The sequence below is a fragment of the Paenibacillus sp. FSL L8-0333 genome (assembly GCF_037965665.1).
GTDB lineage: Bacteria > Bacillota > Bacilli > Paenibacillales > Paenibacillaceae > Paenibacillus_AQ > Paenibacillus_AQ odorifer.
This window is the reverse complement of sequence record NZ_CP150186.1, coordinates 4,188,310-4,214,733: the sequence shown is the minus strand read 5'-3', so window position 1 is coordinate 4,214,733 and position 26,424 is coordinate 4,188,310. Positions and strand designations below refer to the sequence as shown.

Genomic DNA, 26,424 nt, shown 5'->3' with positions numbered 1-26,424 from the left:
AGTCAAAGGAGGTGACGGCAATGGCCATTCATTGGTTTCCTGGTCATATGACGAAGGCTAGGCGGCAAATCGAGGATAAGCTGAAGCTGATTGATGTTGTTATAGAGTTGCTCGATTCCCGTCTGCCGCTTTCCAGCCGCAATCCGATGATTGACGATATTTTGCGGGACAAGCCGAGATTAATTATTTTGAACAAAGCGGATCTGGCGGATCCGGAAATTACTCGGAAGTGGCTGGCTTACTTTAAGGAACAAGGGCATGTTGCCCATCCTGTGGATGCATCTACTGGAACAGGCGTCAAGGAGATTCCGGAGCAGGTCAAGCTGCTGCTGAAGGAAAAAATTGATCGGCAGATCGCAAGAGGAATGAACCCACGAGCTATGCGCGCATTGATCGTCGGTATTCCTAACGTCGGTAAATCAACGCTGATTAATCGAATGGCTGGTAAGAGTATCGCTGCTACGGGTGACCGCCCGGGGGTTACTAAGGGCCAGCAGTGGATTAAAACAGGAGGTAATCTGGAGCTTCTGGATACTCCTGGTATCTTATGGCCGAAGTTTGAGGATCAAGACGTGGGTTACCGCTTGGCAGTGACGGGTGCGATCAAAGAAGAAATCCTGAACATTGAGGACATTGCTTTTTATGCAGTGAAGTATTTGGTGAAGGATTATGGTTCCAGATTTCAAGAACGCTTTGGTATTGAGAAGCTTCCTGAGGATCTTGAGAACCCTGATGAGATCGTCGCAGTTATGGAAGCCGTGGGCCGCAAACGCGGTTGTCTGATTAGCGGTGGACGTGTTGATCTGGAAAAAGCTTCACGTGCTTTGCTGCATGAGCTGCGGGCAGGTAAGCTTGGTCGTTTTACGCTGGAAACACCTTAAAGGCGTTTAAATGAATGGGTATGGAAGAGCCATCCGGAATTTTTCGGGGGCTCTTTTTTTTGCCGATTTGGATCAAATTGGAGTGGTTATTTGTACATGACCATGTGAGCTTTACTATGGTAAGCTGACTTATGTAGTTTATAGAATAAATTATAATTGGCGGTGACAGATTCGTGAGTACGATAGATATGTTGAGCTATGAAAAAGAGGGCTGGGAACAGTCTTATCGCCGTATAGCCGGCGTAGATGAAGTAGGCAGAGGTTGTTTGTTTGGGGATGTTGTTGCAGCAGCGGTGATTTTGCCGGAAGGGCTTATTATTGATGGCGTCAACGACTCTAAGAAGCTTACAGCGAAAAAAAGAGATGCCTTATTCGAGATTATTATGGAGCAGGCGATAGCTATTGGTGTAGGTTATGTGGATTCCCGCATGATTGATGAAATTAATATTAAGCAGGCTTCTCGTCTGGCGATGAAAAAAGCGGTAGAAGGTCTTAGTCATACCCCGGACTATATGTTAATCGATGCTGAAAAAGTAGATCTTCCGTTGCCGCAGCAGGCGATCATAAAAGGGGATGCTAACAGCCAGTCCATTGCGGCAGCTTCGATTATAGCTAAAGTAACAAGAGATAGACTGTGTGAAGGGGTGTGGGAGGAATTATACCCTGATTATGGGATTGCGATACATAAAGGTTATGCGACCAAGCTTCACAGGGAACAAATTACGGCGTTAGGTCCGACACCTATGCATCGGCGCAGCTTTATTGGGAAGATTCTTGCTGAACAGCAAACCCTTTTTTAAAATATCAGAATATAAAAGACGCCAAAGGCGCTTGAGCTTGGATAAATTCACCGCTCAAAAAAGTCGGATTAATACCGATATAGTAAGAAGAGAGAAAATGGAGGGAGGAGAAACGGTATGAATATCGGAACATTGATCCGCGGATTGCTCGGGGATAATAAACCGGGAGCGGCCAAGTCTTTGGAATTAAAAGAAGGGCAAGTTGTACGTGGTGTTGTTTTGTCTGTATCGGATTCGGGAAAAGAAGCCGTTGTGCAGATTCAAGGTACACCTGTTCGTGCGGAGTTGGAAACACCACTACTGCCAGGAGAGACCCTGAACTTGCAGGTTGGAGCACCCGGAGAAGGCGGATTGCCCGTATTGAAGCCGGTCTCCCTCGGCGAAATGGTGTTAGCTACGCCGCAAAACATGGGCGAGGCGTTGGAATCGCTTGGGCTTACTGACTCCAAAGCGGGTCGGGAAATTGTGTTGGCGATGCAGTCGGGTGGTATTCCGCTTACCAAAGAGACAGCGGCGATTCTGGATGCTGTAATGAGTGCGAAACCTGCGGGCGTGCCGACCTCAGAGTGGCTTGATGCAGCTGTCATTTCTGTAAAGCGGGGCCTGCCGGTTACCCCTGAAAGTGTGAAAGGATTGCAGCAGGCGGTTTTTGGTCCGCAGCTTCATCAGCTTTTGTCAGCGCTCGAAGAACAGATTACGATTTGGGCAGGTCAAGTCGCCGGTGAAGAAACAACAACAGCTGAAGCTAAAGCTGAAATGGGTACCCAAACCGGAAAGCTGAATGCTCCTGTAACGACAGGTACAGGCGCTGTGATTAACGGGGAAGCGGTATCAGCAGGTGATGCTGATGCGGAAATGGACCAGGTGGCGGTTAAAGGGACTGGACAACCTGTAAGTAAACCTGCTGAAGGTAGCACTGGTGTTACTACTACAAGCGGAAGTGCTGCTGCAACGGGAGGGGCAATGGGAGCCGGAGTTATTTCTGACGAACCTGCAATTCCTTTGAATTCAGTGAAATCAGAAATATCGGGAAGTGCAGCTGCGAGTACAGCTGAAGCTCCTGAGAATGAAACCGGTATTGTAACTGCCAAGCCACTGGTGCCCGAAGAGGCTGGTGAGGTTGTTCAGCTCTTGAAGAGTGGAAATACTGGTGAACCTTTGGCTGGGAAGACAACTTCTACGATTGCTGCCGGGACTCAGAGTAGTGCCGCTAACACGCAAGGGGACGGGATTGTAAACAATCAAAATAGTTCTAATGGGAGCGAAACTCATGGCAATGAAATGAGTCTAAATAAAGATAGAGCGCAGGGCAGTGTCAGTGGCGCGAATACAAGCGCCACTGGATCAGCTGGTGCAGATAGCCAAGCTGCTGCGGCAAACCAAGCTGGTGCAGCAAGCCAAGCTGCTGCGCTTAGCGGGGCTGCCCTGCTCGCGAAGCTGCAGGGCGTGCTCACCGAGCTGCGCGGCAGCATGCCGCAGCTCGCGAACGTTCCGCCCGCTGACGCGGCGGGACAAGATCCTGCCCCCGCGCCGGCAGCGCCGCGCGGGGAGACCACGGCTGCTGCGGCTTCGCCGGTGCAGCCAGACACCGCCCCACCCGCGGATGCGGAGTCGTGGGTGGGGCGGGTGTTGAAGCTGCTCGGTGCGGAGCACGAGCAGCAGGCCGTGCGCGGCGGTGCTTTGCCGGCCGCGGAGACGGCGCGAGCGGCAGCGGGGACAGCTGCAGCCGCGCTAGGCAGTGTCGGCGGGGAGCAAGCTGCCGACACGTTGAAGGGCGTGCTGCTGCAGCTTATGAGCAGCAGCGAGGTGCCGCCCGCGGTAAAAGATGCCGCGAGCGGGCTAGTGCAGCAGCTGACAGGCCAACAGCTGCTGCTGAATACAGACCGGACTGCTCCCTTCGCGCAGGTTACACTGTTCTTGCCGCTGCAAGGTCCAGATGGGCAGGAAACTGCATCGGTTCATATCCAGTCCAGGCGGGGCCGCAAAGGGGAGTTGGATGCAGCTAACTGTCGATTATGGTTCGATTTGGACATGAAGCAGCTAGGGCAGACATTGGTAGACGTGCAGGTTGTAGATCGAATCGTTAGTCTTAAGCTTCATAATGATCATCCGTGGGTGCTTGAGCTGCTGGAGACGCGGCGTGATGATATAAAAACTGCAGTAGAATCCATCGGTTATCAATTATCAGGTTTAAGAACCGAACCCTTGCCAGAATTGAATTTACCTAAAGAGCTTGCTGGTTCCAATACTAATAAGTTTGTTGATTATGTTCCTGAGGCTTACAAAGGAGTGGATTACCGTATATGAATGAGCCTGTACAGCCAATTTCACAAGGGCTCAAAAAAGCGGTCGCTCTCAAATATAGTCCCGGACAAAACGAGGCTCCTGTCGTAGTAGCCAAGGGACAAGGCGCGATAGCAGACCTTATTCTGCAAAAGGCTAAGGAGAGCGGGGTTGCTGTTCAGGAAGATGCAGCCCTCGTGGAGGTTCTTTCAAAGCTTGATCTGGACCAACAGATTCCGTCTGAGCTCTATCAGCTGGTGGCGGAAATCCTCAGCTTTGTGTATCAAAGCGATCGTTCTGCTGGTGAACGGGGACAAGAATGAAAGAGCCATATGTAAGAAAACACTATAACCGCAAAGAGAAAGGAACTGCTGCAGAGAACGGAGCTGTGCAGTACCTATCTTCTAGTGGATATATGATATTGGAACGGAATTGGCGTTGTCGTACTGGAGAGCTTGATATCATTGCGGAGCGTGAAGACTGTATTGTTGTTGTCGAAGTTCGTAGCCGCAGTGGAGAGCTGCTTCAGGGAACTCCAGAAGAATCGGTGAATGCTCGCAAAATAAACCAGGTTCGGAATACAACACAGGTTTATTTGCATATGAAGGGTTATGAGGAACGGCGGGTTTCTTTTGATGTAATTAGCGTCTTGTTAAATGACGATCTTAGCCTAGCTTCACTTAGTCATATTCGCGAGGCGTTTTAAGAGTAACTCACTTTTCTCATGCGATTCTTTATGAATTTACTGCTGTTCTGATAAAAAAGTCTTTACATACCTTCCGCACTGTGGGTCATTTCTCAAAAGAAATGGGTAAACATTAGGAGTAACTTTTTAATGTCATCATGAGGAGGGCTGTCTAGTGAAGAATAAACCTTCTGAAATGCAGGTTAGTTTTACATGCCAATATTGCCAGCAGAAGATTGAAGTGAAATTTAAAGCAGAGCCAATATCTGTCGTCTGTTGCGATAATTGCAATAAGACCTTCACGGTAATGCGGCCCACTATAGCGGAGGAAATATTAATAGATTGGGAAAATGAAGCGTTATTTCAAAAAATCCGGGCTGAAAAGTCGCAAAACAGCAATAGCAGTCTCTTAGCGCTTGTAATTAGAGTTATTGAACTGCTTACATGGCGTGACAAAGGCAATGGACAGGTGGAAGCGATCAAGGAGATGCGTGGCTGGCTTATTGACAATGAGGAGGCGCCTCCTTTAGCTGAACTGATTCAGAGTGATGTTAATAAACGTTCGAGTAAGCGGCGCGACTGGGAAAAGTAACATTAACAATAAAGAGGTATTCCGTCATCGCCTCATGACATAGAATGATACGTATAATTTCGTGAGAAATTAGGCGGAAAAGTCCTCGGGGCTCCGACTTTCCTAGGGTTTATGGGTAGTCGGAGCTTTTTTCATACATACTGTCATTAGAATAGGAACAAAGGGAGGGTGCAAATGGCTAAGGTTTTTTTCACATCAGATCATCATTTTGGGCATAAGTTGATCATTGATTTTGAATCCAGACCCTTCAACGATGTAGAGCAAATGAATGAAGTTATGATTGAAAGTTGGAATTCGGTAGTGAATCCGGACGATAAAGTATTTCATTTGGGAGACTTTTCTTTTTTTAATAAGGAGGCGACTCGTGCGATTGTGGCCAGGCTGCATGGATACAAAATCCTGATCCTTGGCAATCATGATCGCGGCCGCAGCCGAAGCTGGTGGCTTGAGGCAGGTTTTGATGAGGTTAGTGAATATCCTTTGATTTATAAGGATTTCTTTTTCCTCTCACATGAGCCTATGTACATGAATAAACATATGCCTTACGTAAATGTGCACGGCCATATTCATGGGCAAAAATATGAGGGAAACAATCATTTTAACATTTGTGTAGAGCATTGGAACTATAAACCGTTGACTTTTGAGCAGATTAGGGACTCGGTCGTAGTTAAAGAAGGAGATTGATGTAGGTCTTTAGAGATGCGCTTTCGCTTTTATGTAAAACTTGAATTTCTTATTCTAAAGATAAATTGCTCACAGATTGCGTTAGGACACAACTTCTATAATGTACTTAACAGCTAATATATATTTGGAAAATAAGGAAGCACCTTTTTTCTTGAAGCTATGACACCCCAAATTAGGGTGTATTTCAGGAGATGAGGTGTTTTTATTATGTATGGGAAAATGTTTAGCGCGTGTCTGTATGGGATTGAAGGGGTAATGATTGGTGTGGAAATCGATCTTGCAAATGGATTGCCGCAGACGAATATCATTGGCTTACCAGATTCAGCAATTCGCGAGGCTGTTGAACGAGTTAGGGCTGCCGTTAAAAATTGCGGTTACCGCTATCCACAGCAGCGTATTACGATCAATCTTGCCCCAGCTGACCTGCGTAAAGAAGGTTCCGCTTTTGATCTAGCGATTGCTTTAGGCATACTGATAACTAGTGGCCAGTTGATTATGCCTTCAGCTCAAGAGATGCTTTTAATTGGAGAGCTTGCGCTCGACGGCAGTCTGCGTCCGGTATCGGGTGTGCTGCCGATGGTTGAAGCAGCGCGTAAAAGCGGGTTTAAAGCCGTTCTGCTCCCGCAGGGCAATGCGGCAGAAGCCGCTTTAATTAGTGGCATGAATGTTTATACCCTCAACCATTTGCAAGCGTTAGTGAATGCTGCTGAACCTGTGGCCAGCTTTGGTCCGATTATAGATAAGCTAGTTCCTATAGAAGAATCTGAAGGATCACCACTTCCTTTTCCTGTATCCGTGAGTATGGGGGTGGGGGCAAAAGAACAACCTCCGGTGCTTGTTCTTTCTGTAGAGCATCTCAAATATAACCCTATATATTCTGATTCTGAGGCTGCTTCTTCCGAAGCTAATGAGATCATGGATGATTACAGTGATGTGCTTGGACAGCAACATGTGAAAAGAGCATTAACTATCGCGGCTGCAGGAATGCATAATATTATGCTCATCGGTCCACCTGGCACAGGCAAAACGATGCTGATCAAACGCCTTCCCAGTATCCTTCCGCAATTGTCGGACAGTGAGGCGCTGGAGGTAACCAAAATTTTTAGTGCGGCTGGAAATTTGAAGGATGCACACAACGGTTTGCTGCGAAGTCGTCCATTTCGTTCTCCACACCACACGATATCTTCTGCCGGATTAATTGGAGGGGGCGGTATTCCCAAGCCAGGTGAGGTAAGTCTTGCACATCGAGGTATTCTGTTTCTGGATGAATTGCCAGAATTCTCCCGGAATGTACTTGAAGTGCTGCGACAGCCCCTCGAAGATGGGGTGGTTACTATAAGTCGTGCCCGAGCTTCCTTTACTTTTCCTGCCAAATTCATGCTCGCTGCATCGATGAATCCGTGCAGCTGCGGCTTTTTTGGAAGCGGTATCTCCCAGCAAAATTGTACCTGTAGTCCTGCCAGGATTGCCCAATATCGGGCAAAAATATCTGGTCCTTTATTGGATCGGATCGACTTACAGGTTGATGTTCCCCGCCCGAAGGAATGGGATCGGCAGGGGCATGTTTTATCGTCAGCAGATATGCGTGCGGAGGTGTTGGCTGCTCAGGCCATCCAAGCTAAACGTTACAAACGACTGGCGATTTCATGGAACAGTGAACTTTCCGGTGCTTCCCTTCGGAAATATGCGAGCCTAAACCGAGAGAGTGCTCAAATGCTGTATGACATTTTGGAGAATTTAGGTCTAAGCATGCGAGCGCATGATCGGATTATTAAGCTATCCCGTACCATAGCTGATCTAGAGGGTGCACAGGATATTTCTTCTGCACATCTCGCGGAAGCTGTGCAATACCGTAATCTGGATCGGCAGGTAATAGCGGAGGAATAAAGATAAAAGAGCAGCGATTCCCGTTATGGGAGAATCGCTGCTCTATATTATGGACCGTTAGTTACGAACACCGCCGAATCATCATTATCCTCTGATGTTTACGGAACGGACCTAGAGGACGTTATTTGCAAGTTTTAGCCCTTGGAGCGTAGGTTCGGACTCTGGAGACGCTATTCCTTCGGAAGAAGGTTATATTGGGTGATTTTCATTCCAATAGCTTCCATGAGGTCCGATAGCATTCCAAATATGGGATTAAGTTGCGTTTAAGATCAACTGTGTCCGTTAGCTACTTCGAATGCGAAATGCCACGTATTCAAACGAAGGTTAGATCGTTTAGTGAATTTCACATACATTTTTCTCTATAATTTCTTACAGTACATTCAATTCTACTTCGATATTGCCACGAGTAGCACGGGAGTAAGGACATGCGCCATGGGCAGCTTCTACCAAAGATGTTGCGGTTTCTCTGTCAACGCCCTTAACCAGCACGTCAAGCTTAACCGCAATGCCGAACCCGCCATCTTCAACTTTACCAAAGCTAACAGTAGCCGTAACTTCGCTGCCTTCAATCTTCACTTTGCCAAGTCGAGCAACCATGTTTAGGGCACTGTCAAAACAAGCGGAGTAGCCAGCTGCGAATAATTGTTCAGGATTAGTGCCTTCACCACCGGCGCCACCCATTTCGCGTGGTGTACTGATCGTAAGGTTGAGTTTAGGACTTTCTGATTCTATATAACCGTTTCTTCCCCCAACCGCTTTAACTGTTGTTTCATACATCTTTTGTTGAATTGTCATCATAATAAATCTCTCCTATTCATTAATTAGTTTGTGTACAATCTAATTTATCACAATTAATATAAAAGTCAAATTAATTTTTTGCTATTATTATGATGTGTGAGTGAATTATGATAAAATAAAGAGATAAGGCGGGTGAATAAATATGAAAATGAGTGAAGAAGATATGCAGAAAATGACTACAACCCCAGAGCTGCTGATCGAGAATCAGCTCTGTTTTACCATTTATGCTTGCTCGCGTGAGATTACAAAGCTGTACCAACCGTACTTGGATAAGATCGGTTTAACTTACTCCCAATACCTAGTAATGCTTGTGTTATGGGAACGGCAGCAATGTACAGTGAAAGAGATTGGTGAGGCGTTATTTTTGGATTCAGGAACGCTGACTCCGCTATTGAAGCGCTTGCAAGCCGCAGGCCTGATTATACGTGAACGCTCGATGCAGGATGAGCGAAAAGTATTAATCTCACTAACGAAACAAGGCTGGGCACTCCAAAGTGATGCCGTGTGTATTCCCGGCAAAATGATGGAAGAAACGACACTGACAAATAATGAATCCATAGAGCTACTTGATCAGTTTAAAGACTTATTGAATCGTGTTCACGAAGCTAATATCCAAGATAGTAAAAAGTAAGCGCAGTAAGGAGTCAATGCGATCGTTCGCATTTCGGCATGAAATCAAGCGAAAAAATGTGTACAAATCATGAATATATTTAAGGTAAGCGTTTTAAAAACATGTTACACTATTCTGGGTTCCTTTGTATGGCATATAGGTAAATATAAGCTTAGTCTTATAGATTTACACAATGTCTCTTGCAGAAATAGTGCCATTCTTTTTACGAGTGGTAGATCAGTTTCTGCTGGTTCCGGAATAGTGCTGCATGTATAACATCAGCCTATCCCTAACCCCGCGGCAATCAAAACGGAAAGCGAGATGACGACAGGCTGCCTGTTTAGTCACCACGCTACTTTAGGAGGCTACCGCTATGAATATCCACGAGTATCAGGGAAAAGAAGTGCTTAAGAAGTACGGTGTAGCCGTACCGAATGGAAAAGTAGCTTATACAGTGGAGGAAGCGGTAGAAGCCGCAGAGTCACTGAGCACACCGGTTGTTGTAGTTAAAGCTCAGATTCACGCAGGTGGACGCGGTAAAGCTGGAGGAGTAAAGGTTGCTAAGAATATCGATGAGGTGCGTAGTTACGCAACTGAGATTCTTGGAAAGACTCTAGTAACTCACCAGACTGGACCGGAGGGTAAGGTAGTAAAAAGACTGCTCATTGAAGAGGGTTGTCAAATTGTTAAGGAGTATTACATTGGTATCGTAGTTGACAGAGGAACTGGCCGAGTGGTCATGATGGCTTCTGAAGAAGGCGGTACTGAGATTGAAGAAGTAGCTGCAACACATCCGGAGAAAATTTTTAAAGAGATCATTGATCCGGCAGTGGGTTTGCAGACTTTCCAGGCGCGCAAGCTGGCTTACAGCATCTCTATTCCCAATGAGCTGGTAGGCAAAACTGTGAAATTCATGCAAGCGCTATATTTAGCTTTCGTGGATAAAGATTGCTCTATTGCCGAAATTAACCCATTGGTAGTGACTGCGGATGGGAATGTGATGGCACTGGATGCCAAACTGAATTTTGATTCCAATGCCTTGTTCCGTCATAAGGATATTCTAGAGCTGCGGGATTTGGATGAAGAGGATTTAAAGGAAATCGAAGCCTCGAAGTATGACCTTAGCTATATTGCGCTTGATGGCAATATTGGGTGCATGGTAAACGGTGCAGGTCTCGCGATGGCGACTATGGATATTATTAAGTATTATGGGGGCGAACCCGCCAACTTCCTGGATGTAGGGGGCGGTGCAACGACCGAGAAGGTAACAGAAGCCTTTAAAATCATTTTATCGGATGAAAAGGTGAACGGGATTTTTGTTAATATTTTCGGCGGTATTATGCGCTGTGATGTTATCGCTAACGGTGTTGTAGAAGCGGCTAGTCAACTGGGTTTGACCAAACCGCTGGTTGTGCGTCTTGAGGGAACAAATGTTGGATTAGGCAAGCAGATTTTGGCTGGATCGGGACTTAATATTGTTGCTGCTGATTCTATGGCGGACGGTGCCCGTAAGATTGTGTCTCTTGTGCAATAATGGCCTGATTTAGGAAGCCAGTTATCGTATTTGACAATATAAGTAGGGATGTGACTTAAGGCATGAGCATTCTTGTAGATAAAAATACGAAAGTTATCACGCAGGGAATTACAGGATCAACGGGTTTGTTCCATACTAAAGGTGCGCTGGATTATGGAACACAGATGGTTGGAGGGGTAACACCGGGTAAAGGTGGAACATCTGTCAAAATCACGCTTGAAAATGGCAGTGAGGTTAGCCTTCCGGTATTCGATACTGTTGTAGCTGCTAAGGCGGCTACAGGCGCAACCGCTAGTGTAATCTATGTACCGCCAGCATTCGCAGCAGACTCCATAATGGAAGCCGTGGACGCAGAACTCGACTTGGTGATTTGTATTACCGAAGGGATTCCAGTGCTTGATATGGTAAAGGTGTCCCGTTATATGGAGGGGCGCTCTACTGTATTGATCGGACCCAACTGTCCGGGAGTTATCACTCCTGGGGAATGCAAAATAGGAATTATGCCGGGTTATATTCATATGCCAGGGTATGTAGGTGTTGTCTCGCGCAGCGGAACTCTAACCTATGAGGCTGTTCATCAGCTGACCACGCGTGGAATCGGGCAATCTTCAGCTGTAGGTATTGGCGGAGACCCTGTTAAAGGCTCGGAGTTTATTGATATTCTGAAGCTTTTTAATGAGGATCCGGGTACAAAGGCAGTCATCATGATTGGTGAAATTGGCGGAACCGCAGAGGAAGAAGCAGCAGAGTGGATTCGTGAGCATATGACTAAGCCGGTTGTAGGGTTTATTGGCGGTGCTACTGCCCCTCCTGGCAAACGTATGGGGCATGCGGGTGCTATTATTTCCGGAGGCAAAGGAACAGCGAGTGAGAAAATTGCCGTACTTGAATCGTGCGGAATCAAGGTCGCTCCTACACCTGCCGAAATGGGCTCAACGCTTGTGAGTGTGCTTGAAGAACGCGGTATTCTTAGCGCATTTACAACGCATTAATTATTTTATATAATTGAAGGAATTCACTCTACGCGAGTGGGCTTCTTTCGTGTATAATTATTTCAGAGGTAAGCAACCTTTTGTTCCTATCTAAGGGATGAAAGGTTGCTTTTTTTGTTTTTTAACATAGAAAAATATTGAATTAAAAGAAAATATTGCATTCGTCAAATTCATGTTACAAAATAGGGAAGGCTAACCCTTCCATTAAAGGAGAGTAAGCTTATATGGAAGAAAAAGATCTGCTGTTTGGTTTTAATGAAGTGGAGGGGATTGGCTGGAAGAGTATCGACAAGATCCGCAGAGCCGGCTTAATGTCAGAACGAGCATTTTCCTGTAGTGCAAAAGATTGGGAAACGATCGGATTGAACAGAAAGCTGTCGAATTATCTTGCTTCCATATATACGTTAGAGTGGATCGCTAAAAGGCGCTTATTAATGGAAGAATGTGCAGTGAAGATGGTCACTGTGTTTGATGCGGCTTATCCTGTTTTGTTGAAGGAGACGGCACAGCCACCGTGGATCCTTTATTATCGGGGGCGTTTGGAACTGTTATCAACTCCTAGTGTGGCGATGGTTGGCACTCGTGTGCCAACAGCATATGGACGAAAGGTAGGGGAGATTCTCGCGGAGGAGCTTAGTGCAGCAGGTCTAACGGTGGTTAGCGGACTTGCGAGGGGGATCGATAGCATTTGTCATGAAGCGGCGCTAAGAAGCGGTGGAGGGACGATAGCGGTAGTGGCAACAGGGTTGGACAAAGTCTATCCAACTGAGAATATTGAGCTGGAGCGGCGTATCTCTCAAAAAGGGCTTGTCATCACAGAGTATCCTCTTGGAACTAAAAGTCATCCTGGATTATTTCCACAGCGTAATCGGATCATAGCAGGTTTATCACGGGGGACAGTGGTCGTGGAGGCTGACAGTCGCAGTGGATCACTTATTACAGCCGATGCTGCCTTGGAAGCTGGAAGGGATGTCTTCGCAGTTCCCGGACCTATCACATCACCTAAGAGCAGAGGGGCGTTAGAGCTTATCAAACAGGGTGCAAAGCTGGTAACCAGTGGATTAGATATTATAGAAGAATATACTTCTTATTTGCCGACAAACGTAATAAAAACAGGGAATAATAGCACTACCGAACAGACAGCAGACGACTTTATGATTGAAAAGAAATTGACAAATGAGGAGTCTCACCTATACCATATACTGCATCAAGGCCCTTTTATATTGGACGATCTGCTTGTAAGAACAGGATGGGATTTTGGACATTTGCATTCAGTTCTGTTATCTTTAATCATAAAAAAAGCGGTAACACAATTACCAGGAGCTATTTATAAGGTAATTTAATATAGAGGTGCGAGTGTTAACGAGGAGGAAGAGTCTATGGCAGATGCATTAGTTATTGTCGAGTCGCCTGCAAAAGCGAAGACAATTGGCAAATATCTAGGTAGTAAATATATTGTAAAGGCATCAATGGGACATATTAGAGATCTACCGAAGAGTCAAATTGGTGTTGAGGTGGAGAATGATTTCAGTCCCAAATATATTACTATCCGCGGTAAAGGATCTATATTGAAGGAATTGAAAGACGCTAGTAAAAAAGTTAAAAAAGTTTATCTCGCAGCTGACCCCGACCGCGAAGGGGAAGCAATTGCTTGGCATTTGGCGCATGCGCTGGATTTAGATAATACACAAGAATGCAGAGTTGTTTTTAATGAGATCACCAAACAAGCGGTAAAAGATGCTTTTAAGACACCGCGTAAGATTAATATGGATCTCGTGAATGCACAGCAGGCTAGACGTATTCTGGATCGACTGGTAGGGTACAAGATTAGCCCTCTATTATGGAAGAAAGTCAAAAAAGGTTTATCTGCTGGACGTGTACAATCCGTTGCCGTGAAGATCATTATGGATCGTGAGAATGAAATCTCCGCTTTTGTACCCACCGAATATTGGAGCATAACAGCCAAGCTTGGAATACGGGATTCCGTCTTTGAAGCTAAGTTTCATAAGCTGAATGGTGTGAAAAAAGAACTGAACCAGGAAAGTGATGTTCAGGAGGTTCTTGAAGCCATTAAGAACGCATCTTTTAAGGTGAGTGATGTGAAGGAGAAGGAAAGACAACGTCATCCTTCGGCTCCTTTTACCACCAGCTCCCTACAACAGGAAGCAGCCCGTAAGCTTGGATTCCGTGCCGCTAAGACAATGTCTGTTGCACAGCAGCTATACGAAGGTGTGGAACTCGGTAAAGAAGGTACCGTAGGTTTGATCACTTATATGCGTACAGACTCCACGCGTCTCTCTGTCACCGCTCAGGATGAAGCTAAAGAGCTTATAACAGCTAAGTATGGTGAGAAGTTCTTGCCAGAATCCCCACGGCAGTATTCTAAAAAGGCAGCTGGAGCACAGGAAGCGCATGAAGCGATTCGTCCTACCTCGGCATTACGCGAACCTGAAATGGTCAAAGAGTTCTTGAGCCGTGATCAATTCCGTCTCTACAAGCTAGTGTGGGAGCGATTCGTATCAAGTCAGATGTCTTCTGCCCTGCTGGATACGCTTTCGGTCGATATTGCTGCAGGTACTGCTACATTCAGAGCTGTTGGTTCGAAGGTTTCATTCCCCGGGTTCATGAAGGTTTATGTAGAAGGCAACGATGACGGAACTACAGATGAAGACAAGTATTTGCCGCCGCTTCAAGCGGGAGATGCTTTAAATAAGCAGGAGATCGAGCCTAAGCAGCACTTTACACAACCGCCTCCACGATATACGGAAGCAAGACTTGTAAAGACGCTTGAGGAGCTGGGTATAGGCCGTCCAAGTACATATGCCCCAACGCTGGAAACCATCCAGAAGCGTGGGTATGTGGCTATTGAAGAGAAAAAATTCATGCCAACCGAACTTGGCGAGCTTGTTATAGAGCAGATGGAGCAATTTTTCCCGGAAATCCTAAACGTTGAGTTCACGGCGAACATGGAAGGGGATCTTGACCATGTGGAAGAGGGCTCAGAAGACTGGGTAAAGGTTCTTGCAGAGTTTTACGAATCGTTTGAGAAGCGTTTGGTGTTCGCGGAAGAAGAGATGAAAGAAATTGAGATTGAAGATGAAGTCTCTGATGAGATCTGTGAGAAATGCGGCAAACCTCTCGTGTATAAGCTGGGTCGCTTTGGGAAATTCCTAGCATGCTCTGGCTTTCCGGATTGCCGAAACACGAAACCGATTATCAAGGATATTGGCGTAACTTGTCCTAAATGTCATGAAGGTAAGGTTGTGGAGCGACGCAGCAAAAAAGGGCGTGTTTTCTATGGCTGCGACCAGTACCCTGGTTGTGATTTCGTTTCATGGGATAGACCTTCTATAAAACCATGTCCATCATGTGGATCTTGGATGATTGAGAAACGTAATAAGCAAGGAACCAAGCTACAATGTACGTCTTGTGATCATACAGAGGCGGTTCTAGACAACGAAGAAGAATTAGCAGATTAATAGTCTCTATGGGAGGAAAAAAGACAGTGTCAGATACAGCAAAAGTAACAGTAATTGGAGCGGGCCTCGCAGGAAGCGAAGCCGCTTGGCAAATAGCATCACTAGGAGTACCGGTAAGATTATATGAGATGAGACCTGTAGTAAAGACGCCAGCCCATCACACGAATCAATTTGCTGAACTGGTATGCAGCAACTCCTTGCGTGCGAATGGATTAGGAAATGCTGTAGGTGTATTGAAGGAAGAAATGCGGCGTTTGAACTCTCTTGTATTAGGTGCTGCTGACCGACACGCGGTACCCGCAGGAGGAGCACTCGCCGTAGATCGGGACGGATTCTCAGGTGAGATCACCCATACTTTGCATAATCATCCGCTCGTTGAAGTCATAAATGAAGAACTTACGCATATACCGGAGGAAGGGATTGTTGTTATTGCAACGGGCCCACTAACTTCACCGGCATTATCCGCTGAAATAAAAGGGCTGCTGGGTGAAGAGTATTTCTACTTCTATGATGCAGCAGCACCGATTGTTGAGAAAGACACCATTGATATGAACAAGGTGTATTTGGCTTCCCGTTATGATAAAGGTGAAGCGGCTTATCTGAACTGTCCGATGACAGAAGAGGAGTTCGACGTGTTCTATGATGCGTTGATTTCTGCTGAGACAGCAGCACTCAAAGATTTTGAGAAAGAAATATACTTTGAGGGCTGTATGCCTATCGAAATCATGATGAAACGCGGCAAGCAAACAGCGTTATTTGGCCCAATGAAGCCAGTAGGACTTATCAATCCGCATACAGGTAAACTTCCTTACGCGGTTGTGCAACTCCGTCAGGATAACGCTGCCGGCACACTTTACAATCTTGTTGGTTTTCAGACCCATTTGAAATGGGGCGAGCAAAAGCGTGTATTCTCGCTGATCCCAGGTCTTGAGAATGCTGAATATGTTCGTTATGGTGTGATGCACAGAAATACATTTATTAATTCTCCTAAACTTCTGCACCCTACCTATCAGATGAAAGGCAAGGAAAGACTCTTTTTTGCTGGACAGATGACAGGTGTAGAAGGTTATGTTGAATCAGCTGCTTCCGGGCTCATAGCTGGTATTAATGCTGCACGGGCAGCACTCGGACAGGAAGGACTGATCTTCCCGCAGGATACTGTTCTAGGCAGCATGCCAGCTTATATTACTTCAGCCGATCCAGAGCATTTTCAGCCTATGAATGCCAATTTCGGTCTGTTGCCAAAGGTAGAGAAGAAGATCCGCAATAAGAAGGAAAAGAATGAAATGTTAGCTCATCGCGCTCTGGACAGTCTTGCCGAGTATGCCAACCGTACAGGACTCGCTTATTCGGAGCCGGAGGTTGTCGATAGCGAACAAAGCCCATCTTAAGGAGGTAACTTACAATCATGGTACCCAGCTTTCATGCGACTACAATTTGTGCTGTAAGACATAACGGACAGGCAGCTATAGCAGGTGATGGACAGGTTACATTCGGAGAGAGTGTTATTATGAAGACGACGGCCAGAAAAGTCCGTCGCCTGTACAGAGGACAAGTAATAGCAGGTTTTGCGGGGTCCGTTGCGGATGCTATTACCCTATTCGAAAAATTCGAGGGCAAGCTGGAGGAACATCATGGGAACCTGCAGCGGGCTGCAGTTGAATTAGCGAAGGACTGGCGTCAAGATCGTATTCTTCGGAAGCTTGAAGCTTTGATGATTGTTATGGATAAGGAAGGAATGCTCCTGATCTCCGGAAATGGTGAAATTATCGAACCGGATGATGACGTTCTTGCGATTGGTTCCGGTGGTAATTTTGCGCTGGCTTCAGGTCGAGCACTCAAACGTCATGCACCCAATCTTTCCGCTGCGGATATTGCTAGAGAATCGCTTCAGGTAGCATCTGAAATTTGTGTGTACACTAATTCCAACATTATTGTTGAACAATTATAGACTCAGTGCCATAGAGACAAGGAGGAATTCACGATGGTGAATCAATCGCTTACACCCCGTCAAATTGTAGCCGAATTGGATAAATATATCGTAGGTCAGAAGCAAGCCAAGAAATCGGTAGCTGTTGCGCTCCGTAATCGGTATCGGCGCAGTCTGCTAGCAGAGGAACTGCGTGATGAAGTCGTCCCTAAGAACATCCTGATGATCGGACCTACAGGTGTGGGTAAGACAGAGATCGCCCGGCGTCTAGCAAAGCTTGTTAATGCACCGTTCATCAAAGTGGAGGCTACTAAATTCACTGAGGTCGGTTATGTAGGTCGAGATGTGGAATCTATGGTTCGTGATCTGGTAGAGACTTCTATTCGTATGGTCAAGCTTGAGCGTACGGAGAAGGTTAAGGATCGTGCGGAAGAACTGGCTAATGAGCGGATCATTTCTATATTGGTCCCTTCCTCTTCCAAAAATAAATCACAAAAGAATCCTTTCGAGATGATTTTTGGAGGGAATTCTGCACAAGAGGACTCTAAAGAAGACACTGAGCAGGATGGAAGTTTAAGTGAACGCCGCCGTGGGGTTAGATTTAAGCTGTTAGCTGGTCAGCTGGAAGATGACATCATTGAAATTGATGTTGAGGATACAGCGCCAACTATGATGGATATGTTTGCAGGTCAAGGTAACGACCAAATGGGTATGAATATGCAAGAGATGTTCGGCAGTTTGCTGCCTAAGCGGACGAAGAAACGTAAGCTTCCTATTCGCGAAGCGCGCAAGGTACTCATTCAGGATGAGGCGGCCAAGCTGATTGATATGGATGATGTGATCCAGGAATCCGTGACTCGGGCTGAACAATCAGGCATTATTTTTATCGATGAAATCGATAAAGTAGCAAGTCAGGGAAAAGGGTCTGGACCGGATGTGTCGCGTGAAGGCGTGCAACGGGATATTTTGCCGATTGTAGAGGGCTCGACCATTATGACGAAATACGGTCCTGTGAAGACGGACTATGTACTCTTTATGGCTGCCGGAGCTTTCCATATTGCTAAGCCTTCAGATTTGATTCCAGAACTTCAAGGCCGTTTTCCGATTCGCGTAGAGCTGAGCAGTCTAACGTTAGAGGATTTCGTTTCTATTTTGACGGAACCGGAGAATGCTTTAACTAAACAATATGTGAATCTGCTTAAAACAGAAAATTTAGAAGTGGAATTCCAGAAGGATGCTATACATGAGATTGCCAAAATAGCGGCTTCAGTGAATCAAAATATGGAGAATATAGGTGCACGGCGTCTTCATACTATTTTGGAGAAGCTGTTAGAGGATCTTTCTTTTGAAGCACCTGAGCTGACTTTGGAGAAAATGGTTATTACCCCGGAGTATGTGCGCGAGAAATTGGCAAGTATAGCTCAGGATCGTGATTTAAGTCAGTATATTCTTTAATGTGACAAAAAAAACAAAAAATCTATGTATTTTGAATTTGGGCATAACGGATTAGATAAATTACAAATTGGTGTCGTGAAAACGTAAAAATATGTCAAAACATGCAATTAAAAAGAAAATAATGAGTTAAAAATGTAAATAAATAGTAATAAAGTGCTAAAAGCCCTGTCTTTTCTAAAAAGATAGGGCTTATTTCTTATTGTAATAATATACAAATTAAATGAAAATCAATGTATGTGAAAATGCTAAATGTTATTCATTGCGACAGCGTTCGACGGAATACCGTAAATTTTGAGTATTTTTCTTCTTTATTTGTCGAAAGCAAGCAGGTTTTTTGATGGAAGTTGTGGAATTCTTTTCATTATGATAGCTTTGAAAGGAGGAATTGTCTTGGGATTGCTGAATAGTGTCAGTTTTCAACGATTGCAGGGAGGCATTGATGCTGCCTATAAACGACAAAGTGCTCTAGCAAATAACGTGGCTAATCAAGATACGCCCAATTTCAAACGTTCTGATGTTTCATTCGAAAGTATCCTGCAACAACAGGAAAGTGGAATCCAATCTACACTTAGAGCGAAAGTTTCGGATACCCGGCATTATCAATTTGGCAGCAACACAATTGTTCCCGCTGCTGTTGAGAATACTGATGAAACTACCTCTATGAACAATAACGACAATAATGTGGATGTAGATCGCGAAATGGCGTTAAGCGCAGAGAACCAGCTTAGGTATAGTTCTTATGTTGAACAGATTAACAGCCAGATTTCGATGATGCGAGCCGTAATTCAAGGAGGATAAGAGAGTATGAACTTTGGTAGTAGTTTTGGGATCAGCGCATCTGCATTAACGGCTCAACGGTTGCGGATGGATGTAATTTCTTCCAACGTAGCCAACGCTGAAACTACAAGAGCATCCGTGGTTGATGGCAAGGCTGTTCCTTACCGACGTAAGTTGGTTGTTTTGGAAACGAACGAAAGTAATAAATTCTCGAATATACTAAATTCGAAAATGAACAATAGCAATGAAGGGGTTAAGGTGCAGTCGATCATAGAAGATACTTCACCATTGAAACCGGTATACAATCCGAGCCATCCTGATGCGGATGCTGAAGGATATGTCTATATGCCAAACGTAGACATTACCAAAGAAATGGTTGATATGTTATCTGCATCTCGTTCTTATGATGCCAATGTCACGATGCTTAATGCATCCAAGGCTATGGTAAGCAAGGCACTCGAAATTGGTAGATAAATGAATGTTAATTAACTTAAGGGGGGGAAACAGTTGATACAGAATATATCTAATGGGGTTCAGGCTGTACAGCAGCTTGCTATGAAACCGACATCTTCCGAAGTTTCATCCACTCCTGCTAATTCGATGGAGAGCTTTGGCTCTTATCTTGAGGATGCGCTCAATAAAGTGGCTGATCAGGAACAACAAGCTAAGGATATGAGTAATAAATTTGTATTGGGAGAAGTGAACATTGACGAAGTGATGATTTCTTCCCAACAGGCTCTACTGAGTTTACAGTTGACTACACAAGTCCGGAACAAAGTGATTGAAGCCTATCAAGAAATTATGAGAACTCAAATATAATAAATCCTAGCTTAGTTTCGGATGGGGTGACACTGTGAATGAAAGATTTGCCCAATATCGGGAGAAGGTTCTCTTGTATTGGAACAGATTTAGTGGTAAACAGAAGATTTTATTCTTTTCAACATTGTTTATCATTCTAATAATAATCGTAGTTATGACCATGCAGCTTTCAAAAACAGAATATGAAGTAGCATTTCAAGATTTGGACAGTACGGATTCGGCTGGAGTAATGAAAGCCTTAGATTCAGCAGGTGTTTCATACCGATTAAGTCAAGATGGAAAGAGTATTTCTGTACCAAGTACAGAAGCAGCTCGGGTCAAGGTGGATATCGGTTCTCAGGGGATTGTTCAAGGTGGTTCTATCGGATATAAAGTCTTTGATGAAAACTCATCGATGATTGGTACAACAGATAGCGAGTTTAACGTGAAGTACAATAATGCATTAAACGGTGAAGTTGAACAGTTAATGAGACGCATGCAAGGGATTAAAGATGCAAAAGTGCTGATTAATTTGCCTAAAGAGACAGTTTTTGCCTCACAGGCTGATCAGGAGCAGGCATCTGCATCCGTTGTGCTTTCATTTGATCCAGGATTTAGACCTACTCAAGACAATATTGACGGGTATTTCAATCTTGTGAAAACTGCTGTGCCCAATTTGCCAATTGACAACATTACCATTGCAAATAATGAAATTGAATTAATGCCAACAGCTAAAGGTGGACAGGCTGGTGTCACAAACCAAGTTGAAGAAAACTTCGCTCTTCAGAAAAAATTCGAAGAAGAAGTAAAGAAAAATGTGAAACAATTCCTTAGCACTCTTACCGGTCCTGATAAAGTGGATGTTCTTGTGTTCTCAAAGTTGAACTTTGACAAGGAAAACCGGAAGGAAGATCTTGTTACCCCTGTGGATACAGAGAACATGAAGGGGATTGAGATCAGTTCACAGATAATTAGTAATTCGTATTCGGGTCAAGGAAACACGACTGGCGGAGTGGCTGGCACTGGTTCTCAAGATGTTACGGGCTATCCTTCTGATGCGGGTGCGGATACTTCTACCTCGGAGGAATCTTCTGAAACGAGGAACTACGAAGTTAACCGAATTACTAAAGATGTTATTGCTAGTCCGTATACTGTTAAAGACTTAACCATAAATGTTGCAGTTGAACCACCTTCAGGAGAAAAAACTTTAGATGATGCAACATCAGCTGCAATTCAAAATATTTTGGTGAATATTGTTCGCGCTTCTCTTGCAGATTCAGGTACTACATATACAGACGCTGATTTGACCAAAAAGGTTTCGGTCTACTCGCAACAATTTGGTGGCACCGATGCCAACACCGTTAAAGGTGGTCTCGCTTCTTGGATGATATGGGCTATCGGAGCAGCAGCATTGCTGGTTGGAGCAGGTGGAGGATATCTAATCTACCGGAGTCGTAAACAGACTGTGGAAGAGGAAGATGAAGACATTCCATTGCAGGTTCCTACTGAATTTCCTTCTATTAACTTGGAGAGCGTGACGAATGAAAGTCAAGTTCGTAAGCAATTGGAAAGTTTGGCCAAGAAGAAGCCAGACGAATTCGTAAATCTGCTGCGTACATGGCTTGCAGACGAACAGAGGTGAACTAATGGCAAAGGCTAGCCAGCAGGGACTTAGTGGCCGTCAAAAAGCTGCGATCCTGCTTATCACACTAGGGCCCGAGGTATCGGCGCAAATTTTCAAACATTTAAGAGACGAGGAAATTGAACAGCTGACTCTTGAAATTGCCAATGTTCGCAAAGTGGACAGCAGTGAAAAAGAGTCGATCATGTCTGAATTCCATCAGATATGCCTCGCCCAGGAATATATATCACAAGGCGGTATTAACTACGCTAAAGAAATTCTGGAGAAAGCGCTTGGGTCAACAAAAGCAATGGAGGTCATTAATCGTCTGACTGCAACATTGCAAGTAAGACCTTTCGATTTTGCACGAAAAGCGGATCCTAATCAGATTCTCAACTTTATCCAGAATGAAAATGTACAGACTATTGCACTTGTATTGTCTTATCTGCAATTTGAACAAGCTGCTGCAATCCTCTCCTCGCTTCCTCAAGAGAAGCAGGCAGAGGTGGCGAGAAGAATTGCTGTTATGGACAGCACCTCTCCGGAGGTAATTACGCAAATTGAACGTGTGCTGGAGCAGAAGCTTTCCGCTACAGTAACTCAGGATTATACAAATGCTGGTGGTATCGAATCGATTGTACAAATCTTGAATGGGGTTGACCGGGGGACAGAACGTACGATTCTGGATTCTCTCGAAATTCAAGATCCAGAACTTGCCGAAGAGATCAAGAAACGGATGTTCGTATTCGAAGATATTGTCAATGTGGACAATCGTTCGATCCAACGCATTATTCGTGATATTGATAATGCGGATCTACAGCTTGCTCTCAAGGTTGCCAGCGAAGAAGTACGGGATGTTATTTTCAGAAATATGTCCAAGCGTATGGCAGAAACGTTCCGAGAAGAAATGGAATACATGGGTCCTGTGCGGCTGCGTGATGTTGAAGAAGCACAGACTCGTATTGTAGGCACGATCCGCAGACTCGAAGAGTCTGGTGAAATTATCATCGCTCGTGGCGGAGGAGATGACATCATTGTCTAAGCTGATCAAACACTCCCAGTATGTTCCGGTTGATGTCTTTAAAAGATTGGAACAGGCCCGGCAATATGCGGGCCTAACTGAGGAGCCCGTTCCCGAGGAGACTTTAAGCGAGACTGACTATCATGATCCCGCACGTGAAGAGGCAGAAGAGACGCGTAAGCAAATGCTTAAGGACGCTCAGGATTTTGCTGAAGAGCAGGTTCGGAATGCATCTCTTGAAGCGGAACAGATTGTAGAGTCCTCGAAAGCGGAGGCTGAAGAGTGGTGGAAACAACGGCGTGAGCAGGATGAACATCTGATCGAAGCTATCAAAGCTGAAGCTCATCAGCAAGGTTATGAGGAAGGTGTTTCTCAGGCTGAGGAAGAGATGAAGCATAAGATTGCAGAGATGATGGAAGAAGCGCGTGCTGTTTTGACTGAGGCTTATAAAGCTAGAGAAGTTATTATTCAGGAAGCGGAGCCTTTTTTAGTAGAGTTAAGCTGTGATATTGCAGAAAAAATTGTGGACAAGCAATTAACGATAGAACCACAATTCGCAATGGACTTAATTCGCAAAAATCTGGCTCGTAAGCGAGAACAGGGTTTGATCTCACTTTGTGTATCCCCAGCGCAGTTCGCTTTTGTGAATGCTGCCCGGGAAGAATTATCACTAGCTGTTGATTCACAGGCTGAACTGCAAATCTTGCCCGACTCAACGGTAAAAGACCAAGGATGTGTTATCCGCTCTTCCTTTGGCAGCATAGATGCTCGAATCGACACTCAGCTCGCAGAGATCAAAAAAGAGCTGGTAAGAATTGCGCTGGACACCGATGAGCAGAGAAATGGGGAAGACGATGCTTAATAGCAACCGTTATAAGGAGCAACTTCGTAATCTCGATCCGGTGAGGATCAATGGGAAAGTGACGCAGGTAATCGGTCTAATGGTTGAATCGGAAGGTCCTGACGCAAGTATAGGTGATGTATGCTACATCTACCCTTCTAAAGGAAACAAACCGCTGCAAGCTGAGGTCGTTGGTTTCCGTGATAACAAGGTACTATTGATGCCACTTGGTGAACTGCAGGCGATTGGACCTGGTTGTGATGTAGTGGGCACTGGTAAGCCGCTTAGCGTGCAAGTAGGTTCTGAATTATTAGGAAAAGTACTGGATGGTCTGGGGCAGCCGCTTGATGGCTCTCTCATTCCAGCACGAATGCCACATAGCTCTACCTTTAATATTCCTTCCAATCCACTTAATAGACCGCGGGTGCAGGAGCCCATTAGTATCGGTGTGAGAGCGATTGACGGTTTGCTAACGATTGGCAAGGGACAACGGGTCGGTATTTTTGCTGGCTCGGGGGTCGGCAAGAGTACTTTGATGGGGATGATTGCCCGGAATACATCAGCTGACGTAAATGTTATTGCTCTGATTGGTGAGCGTGGCAGAGAAGTATTGGATTTCATTGAACGAGATTTGGGACCAGAGGGCTTGCAGCGATCCGTAGTCATTGTTGCTACCTCAGACCAACCTGCATTGATTCGCATAAAAGGTGCGCTTATCGCTACAACGATTGCCGAGTATTTCCGCGATCGAGGCCTTAATGTAATGCTGATGATGGATTCGGTCACCCGTTATGCTATGGCCCAACGTGAAGTTGGACTTGCAGTTGGAGAGCCGCCAGCCATGCGGGGATATACACCTTCGGTGTTTGCAAGCTTACCCAAACTGCTGGAACGTGCCGGTACAGGTCCTACAGGCTCTATAACAGCCTTCTACACGGTACTAGTTGATGGTGATGACATGAACGAGCCAATCGCAGATGCAGTCAGAGGAATACTTGACGGACATATCGTACTCAATCGAAACATTGCTAACAAAGGACACTTTCCAGCAATAGATGTTCTTTCCAGCATAAGCCGAGTAATGAAGGATATTGCTCCAGAAGAACAGATTGCAGCAGCGGAGAATGTGAAGCGCCTTATGGCCGTTTACAAGGATTCAGAGGATTTGATTAATATTGGAGCTTATCAGAGAGGCTCTAATGCTCAAATCGACGAGTCGATGGAATTTATCGACAGTATATGGGATTTCACCAAACAAAAGGTGAATGAAAAAGTTACGCTGGCTGAAGTTCAACAGTCTTTAATTTCACAGTTCTCAAGGAGTTGATTCGGTATTATGAGGTTTCATTATACTTTTCAAAAAGTCGTTGACTTGAAGGGCAATGAGAAGACACAGGCAGAATGGATGCTCTCAAGCGCGCTTGGAGAATTGCAGGCACAGGAAAGAAGCCTGGATGAACTCATCTTTCAGCGGAGTGCTATCATGCTATCCTTACAAAATGCCGCAGAGCAAAAGACACCTATGGTTAAGATTCGTGAAATGCAGGAGTATGTGGAATATCTGGATAAATGCATTGCCCGTAAGCATACGGACATTAGCCGTGCACATCAAGAAGTCCAGAAGAAACAAGATCAGTTAAGCACTAAGGTTTTAGATGAAAAAGTATGGTTGAAGGCAAAAGACAAGGCTGAGACATTGTTTCAGCAAAGTATGATTTTACGGGAACAAAACGAACTGGATGAGATGGCAACCGTCCGCTTCGCGATGAAATCCCTCTAACCCGGGAGGTTTCCGCTAGTGGCTAATATTGATAATGATATGGAACTTGAAAATGAAGGGTCAGCGGGGAAATTTGAGCGGTTCTTATTCTTAATGATACCGATTATATTCACGCTAGTACTGCTTGGAGTACTGTTGACGCTTTTTAATATGGACATTCGTAATAATGTACTTGAAGTTGCGAATAAAATTCCTATCCTGGAAAAATGGGTTCCTGATCCGCCTGCAGATCCTTCTAAACCGAAGGAAGAAAGCAAAAAGCAGGAAGTGAGCTCAGCGACAACGATTAAGGAGCTTAAAGCTCAGCTCGCCCAGCAGGAAGAAAACCTGAAGAAGGTTACAGATGAAAAAACTGCCCAGGATACCAAGGTTCAGGCGCTAGAGTCACAGATTGAAGGAATGAAGAAGGAAGCTGAAACCGCAGAGGGAAGCACAGAAGAAGCTGAGGATCCTTATCAGAAACAGGTTTCTGATTTGGCTAAGCTGTATGCGGGCATGAAAGCTTCAAAGGCTGCACCGATCATGGAGAATTTAACTACAGAAGAAATGGTGCAGATCTTCAGTGTCATGAGTAAAGCGAGTAAAACTGCGATTTTGGAAAAAATGGATCCGCAAAAAGCTGCAGATGTAACGATAAAGTTAAAAGAAACTACATCTTCGAGTGACATGGCGATTGCAGCTCTTCAATCTAGATTGAAGAAAGACGCCGGTACAACAGCAACTGCGACAACCAGTACGAATTTGGATAAGGAAAAGTTGAATCAGACCTTCAGTTCAATGACTCCTGCTAATGCAGCATCGTTACTAGGAGAAATGTACAAGATTAGCCCTGATAAGGTTGTGACGATTATGAATACCGTAAGTGATAGTGTTCGTTCATCTATTTTGGGAGAAATGACTAAAAATGATAGCGCGCAAACTGCGAAAATTGTTAATCGTCTGATGGGTGCTAAATAGATAGGGAAAGGAGGTGAAA

Annotated in this window: 26 protein-coding genes; 25 read left to right on the top strand and 1 reads right to left on the bottom strand. The window is 45.0% G+C overall.

Annotated elements, in window-relative coordinates; genetic code table 11:
* The first annotated feature begins 20 nt into the window (after nucleotides 1-20).
* The 8 genes from ylqF (at nucleotide 21) to NYE72_RS18750 (ending at nucleotide 7,812) form a co-directional block, all read left to right on the top strand.
* Entirely contained in the window at nucleotides 21-881 is an 861-nt protein-coding gene (gene ylqF / locus NYE72_RS18785) for a ribosome biogenesis GTPase YlqF (RefSeq protein ID WP_036688587.1), read from the top strand.
* A 188-nt stretch (nucleotides 882-1,069) separates the two neighbouring features.
* Nucleotides 1,070-1,681, top strand: a complete 612-nt coding sequence (locus NYE72_RS18780; protein WP_076100429.1) for a ribonuclease HII — start codon at nucleotides 1,070-1,072, stop codon at nucleotides 1,679-1,681.
* Between the two features lie 117 nt (nucleotides 1,682-1,798).
* Nucleotides 1,799-3,988, top strand: a complete 2,190-nt coding sequence (locus NYE72_RS18775) for a hypothetical protein (RefSeq protein WP_076100361.1) — start codon at nucleotides 1,799-1,801, stop codon at nucleotides 3,986-3,988.
* Complete coding sequence (locus NYE72_RS18770) at nucleotides 3,985-4,287, top strand: EscU/YscU/HrcU family type III secretion system export apparatus switch protein (RefSeq protein ID WP_038571992.1); 303 nt, start codon at nucleotides 3,985-3,987, stop codon at nucleotides 4,285-4,287. The genes NYE72_RS18775 and NYE72_RS18770 overlap by 4 nt, the downstream gene beginning before the upstream one ends.
* Nucleotides 4,284-4,670 (top strand): YraN family protein, encoded by a 387-nt coding sequence (locus NYE72_RS18765; protein ID WP_038571990.1) that lies wholly within the window; start codon nucleotides 4,284-4,286, stop codon nucleotides 4,668-4,670. The genes NYE72_RS18770 and NYE72_RS18765 overlap by 4 nt, the downstream gene beginning before the upstream one ends.
* Nucleotides 4,671-4,824: 154 nt before the next feature.
* Nucleotides 4,825-5,241, top strand: a complete 417-nt coding sequence (locus NYE72_RS18760) for a hypothetical protein (RefSeq protein WP_051491578.1) — start codon at nucleotides 4,825-4,827, stop codon at nucleotides 5,239-5,241.
* Between the two features lie 174 nt (nucleotides 5,242-5,415).
* Complete coding sequence (locus tag NYE72_RS18755; protein WP_076100363.1) at nucleotides 5,416-5,925, top strand: metallophosphoesterase; 510 nt, start codon at nucleotides 5,416-5,418, stop codon at nucleotides 5,923-5,925.
* Between the two features lie 207 nt (nucleotides 5,926-6,132).
* Nucleotides 6,133-7,812, top strand: coding sequence for a YifB family Mg chelatase-like AAA ATPase (locus NYE72_RS18750; protein WP_076100365.1), 1,680 nt, complete (start codon nucleotides 6,133-6,135; stop codon nucleotides 7,810-7,812).
* Nucleotides 7,813-8,181: 369 nt separating this feature from the next.
* On the opposite strand, the gene NYE72_RS18745 is transcribed toward NYE72_RS18750, so the two are convergent.
* The gene (locus NYE72_RS18745) at nucleotides 8,182-8,610 is read right to left on the bottom strand and encodes an organic hydroperoxide resistance protein (RefSeq protein ID WP_076100366.1); all 429 of its coding nucleotides are present in this window, start codon (nucleotides 8,608-8,610) and stop codon (nucleotides 8,182-8,184) included.
* 142 nt (nucleotides 8,611-8,752) lie between these two features.
* Here NYE72_RS18745 and NYE72_RS18740 point away from each other — a divergent pair, with 142 nt between their 5' ends.
* From NYE72_RS18740 to NYE72_RS18660, 17 genes are all read left to right on the top strand, one after another.
* Nucleotides 8,753-9,241 carry a MarR family transcriptional regulator gene (locus NYE72_RS18740; protein ID WP_235219564.1) on the top strand — a complete coding sequence of 163 codons (489 nt, stop codon included), beginning with the start codon at nucleotides 8,753-8,755 and terminating at the stop codon, nucleotides 9,239-9,241.
* A 352-nt stretch (nucleotides 9,242-9,593) separates the two neighbouring features.
* Nucleotides 9,594-10,754: an ADP-forming succinate--CoA ligase subunit beta gene (gene sucC / locus NYE72_RS18735; RefSeq protein ID WP_038571984.1), complete on the top strand. Its 1,161-nt coding sequence runs from the start codon at nucleotides 9,594-9,596 to the stop codon at nucleotides 10,752-10,754.
* Between the two features lie 62 nt (nucleotides 10,755-10,816).
* Nucleotides 10,817-11,746, top strand: a complete 930-nt coding sequence (sucD, locus tag NYE72_RS18730; protein WP_076100368.1) for a succinate--CoA ligase subunit alpha — start codon at nucleotides 10,817-10,819, stop codon at nucleotides 11,744-11,746.
* Nucleotides 11,747-11,970: 224 nt separating this feature from the next.
* Nucleotides 11,971-13,089 carry a DNA-processing protein DprA gene (gene dprA / locus NYE72_RS18725; RefSeq protein ID WP_076100369.1) on the top strand — a complete coding sequence of 373 codons (1,119 nt, stop codon included), beginning with the start codon at nucleotides 11,971-11,973 and terminating at the stop codon, nucleotides 13,087-13,089.
* A gap of 36 nt (nucleotides 13,090-13,125) precedes the next feature.
* Nucleotides 13,126-15,225 carry a type I DNA topoisomerase gene (topA, locus tag NYE72_RS18720; RefSeq protein WP_036688567.1) on the top strand — a complete coding sequence of 700 codons (2,100 nt, stop codon included), beginning with the start codon at nucleotides 13,126-13,128 and terminating at the stop codon, nucleotides 15,223-15,225.
* A gap of 8 nt (nucleotides 15,226-15,233) precedes the next feature.
* Nucleotides 15,234-16,616: an FADH(2)-oxidizing methylenetetrahydrofolate--tRNA-(uracil(54)-C(5))-methyltransferase TrmFO gene (gene trmFO, locus NYE72_RS18715; protein ID WP_076100371.1), complete on the top strand. Its 1,383-nt coding sequence runs from the start codon at nucleotides 15,234-15,236 to the stop codon at nucleotides 16,614-16,616.
* Nucleotides 16,617-16,633: 17 nt separating this feature from the next.
* Nucleotides 16,634-17,176, top strand: a complete 543-nt coding sequence (gene hslV, locus NYE72_RS18710) for an ATP-dependent protease subunit HslV (protein WP_036688562.1) — start codon at nucleotides 16,634-16,636, stop codon at nucleotides 17,174-17,176.
* A gap of 33 nt (nucleotides 17,177-17,209) precedes the next feature.
* A complete protein-coding gene (gene hslU, locus NYE72_RS18705) occupies nucleotides 17,210-18,610 on the top strand; it encodes an ATP-dependent protease ATPase subunit HslU (RefSeq protein ID WP_076100372.1) in 1,401 nt (466 codons plus the stop codon).
* 390 nt (nucleotides 18,611-19,000) lie between these two features.
* Nucleotides 19,001-19,408 carry a flagellar basal body rod protein FlgB gene (gene flgB, locus NYE72_RS18700; protein WP_038571975.1) on the top strand — a complete coding sequence of 136 codons (408 nt, stop codon included), beginning with the start codon at nucleotides 19,001-19,003 and terminating at the stop codon, nucleotides 19,406-19,408.
* Nucleotides 19,409-19,414: 6 nt separating this feature from the next.
* The gene (gene flgC / locus NYE72_RS18695) at nucleotides 19,415-19,861 is read left to right on the top strand and encodes a flagellar basal body rod protein FlgC (protein ID WP_036688555.1); all 447 of its coding nucleotides are present in this window, start codon (nucleotides 19,415-19,417) and stop codon (nucleotides 19,859-19,861) included.
* A gap of 33 nt (nucleotides 19,862-19,894) precedes the next feature.
* Entirely contained in the window at nucleotides 19,895-20,206 is a 312-nt protein-coding gene (gene fliE / locus NYE72_RS18690; RefSeq protein WP_036688553.1) for a flagellar hook-basal body complex protein FliE, read from the top strand.
* A 34-nt stretch (nucleotides 20,207-20,240) separates the two neighbouring features.
* A complete protein-coding gene (gene fliF / locus NYE72_RS18685; RefSeq protein ID WP_076106359.1) occupies nucleotides 20,241-21,827 on the top strand; it encodes a flagellar basal-body MS-ring/collar protein FliF in 1,587 nt (528 codons plus the stop codon).
* A 4-nt stretch (nucleotides 21,828-21,831) separates the two neighbouring features.
* Complete coding sequence (gene fliG, locus NYE72_RS18680; protein ID WP_038571969.1) at nucleotides 21,832-22,848, top strand: flagellar motor switch protein FliG; 1,017 nt, start codon at nucleotides 21,832-21,834, stop codon at nucleotides 22,846-22,848.
* Nucleotides 22,841-23,689 carry a FliH/SctL family protein gene (locus tag NYE72_RS18675; protein ID WP_038571966.1) on the top strand — a complete coding sequence of 283 codons (849 nt, stop codon included), beginning with the start codon at nucleotides 22,841-22,843 and terminating at the stop codon, nucleotides 23,687-23,689. Before fliG ends, NYE72_RS18675 begins: the two co-directional genes overlap by 8 nt.
* Entirely contained in the window at nucleotides 23,670-24,995 is a 1,326-nt protein-coding gene (gene fliI, locus NYE72_RS18670; protein ID WP_235219563.1) for a flagellar protein export ATPase FliI, read from the top strand. The genes NYE72_RS18675 and fliI overlap by 20 nt, the downstream gene beginning before the upstream one ends.
* 9 nt (nucleotides 24,996-25,004) lie before the next feature.
* Complete coding sequence (fliJ, locus tag NYE72_RS18665) at nucleotides 25,005-25,448, top strand: flagellar export protein FliJ (protein ID WP_038571963.1); 444 nt, start codon at nucleotides 25,005-25,007, stop codon at nucleotides 25,446-25,448.
* Nucleotides 25,449-25,487: 39 nt separating this feature from the next.
* Nucleotides 25,488-26,405 carry a kinesin gene (locus tag NYE72_RS18660; RefSeq protein WP_076275241.1) on the top strand — a complete coding sequence of 306 codons (918 nt, stop codon included), beginning with the start codon at nucleotides 25,488-25,490 and terminating at the stop codon, nucleotides 26,403-26,405.
* Nucleotides 26,406-26,424 lie beyond the last annotated feature (19 nt).

What these genes read in the sequence shown, in the direction of transcription:
- ylqF (WP_036688587.1), top strand. Translation starts at nt 21, where the DNA reads ATGGCCATTCATTGGTTTCCTGGTCATATGACGAAGGCTAGGCGGCAA.
- NYE72_RS18780 (WP_076100429.1), top strand. Translation starts at nt 1,070, where the DNA reads ATGTTGAGCTATGAAAAAGAGGGCTGGGAACAGTCTTATCGCCGTATA.
- NYE72_RS18775 (WP_076100361.1), top strand. Translation starts at nt 1,799, where the DNA reads ATGAATATCGGAACATTGATCCGCGGATTGCTCGGGGATAATAAACCG.
- NYE72_RS18770 (WP_038571992.1), top strand. Translation starts at nt 3,985, where the DNA reads ATGAATGAGCCTGTACAGCCAATTTCACAAGGGCTCAAAAAAGCGGTC.
- NYE72_RS18765 (WP_038571990.1), top strand. Translation starts at nt 4,284, where the DNA reads ATGAAAGAGCCATATGTAAGAAAACACTATAACCGCAAAGAGAAAGGA.
- NYE72_RS18755 (WP_076100363.1), top strand. Translation starts at nt 5,416, where the DNA reads ATGGCTAAGGTTTTTTTCACATCAGATCATCATTTTGGGCATAAGTTG.
- NYE72_RS18750 (WP_076100365.1), top strand. Translation starts at nt 6,133, where the DNA reads ATGTATGGGAAAATGTTTAGCGCGTGTCTGTATGGGATTGAAGGGGTA.
- NYE72_RS18745 (WP_076100366.1), bottom strand. Translation starts at nt 8,610, where the DNA reads ATGATGACAATTCAACAAAAGATGTATGAAACAACAGTTAAAGCGGTT.
- NYE72_RS18740 (WP_235219564.1), top strand. Translation starts at nt 8,753, where the DNA reads ATGAAAATGAGTGAAGAAGATATGCAGAAAATGACTACAACCCCAGAG.
- sucC (WP_038571984.1), top strand. Translation starts at nt 9,594, where the DNA reads ATGAATATCCACGAGTATCAGGGAAAAGAAGTGCTTAAGAAGTACGGT.
- sucD (WP_076100368.1), top strand. Translation starts at nt 10,817, where the DNA reads ATGAGCATTCTTGTAGATAAAAATACGAAAGTTATCACGCAGGGAATT.
- dprA (WP_076100369.1), top strand. Translation starts at nt 11,971, where the DNA reads ATGGAAGAAAAAGATCTGCTGTTTGGTTTTAATGAAGTGGAGGGGATT.
- topA (WP_036688567.1), top strand. Translation starts at nt 13,126, where the DNA reads ATGGCAGATGCATTAGTTATTGTCGAGTCGCCTGCAAAAGCGAAGACA.
- trmFO (WP_076100371.1), top strand. Translation starts at nt 15,234, where the DNA reads ATGGGAGGAAAAAAGACAGTGTCAGATACAGCAAAAGTAACAGTAATT.
- hslV (WP_036688562.1), top strand. Translation starts at nt 16,634, where the DNA reads ATGGTACCCAGCTTTCATGCGACTACAATTTGTGCTGTAAGACATAAC.
- hslU (WP_076100372.1), top strand. Translation starts at nt 17,210, where the DNA reads ATGGTGAATCAATCGCTTACACCCCGTCAAATTGTAGCCGAATTGGAT.
- flgC (WP_036688555.1), top strand. Translation starts at nt 19,415, where the DNA reads ATGAACTTTGGTAGTAGTTTTGGGATCAGCGCATCTGCATTAACGGCT.
- fliG (WP_038571969.1), top strand. Translation starts at nt 21,832, where the DNA reads ATGGCAAAGGCTAGCCAGCAGGGACTTAGTGGCCGTCAAAAAGCTGCG.
- fliI (WP_235219563.1), top strand. Translation starts at nt 23,670, where the DNA reads ATGGGGAAGACGATGCTTAATAGCAACCGTTATAAGGAGCAACTTCGT.
- fliJ (WP_038571963.1), top strand. Translation starts at nt 25,005, where the DNA reads ATGAGGTTTCATTATACTTTTCAAAAAGTCGTTGACTTGAAGGGCAAT.
- NYE72_RS18660 (WP_076275241.1), top strand. Translation starts at nt 25,488, where the DNA reads ATGGAACTTGAAAATGAAGGGTCAGCGGGGAAATTTGAGCGGTTCTTA.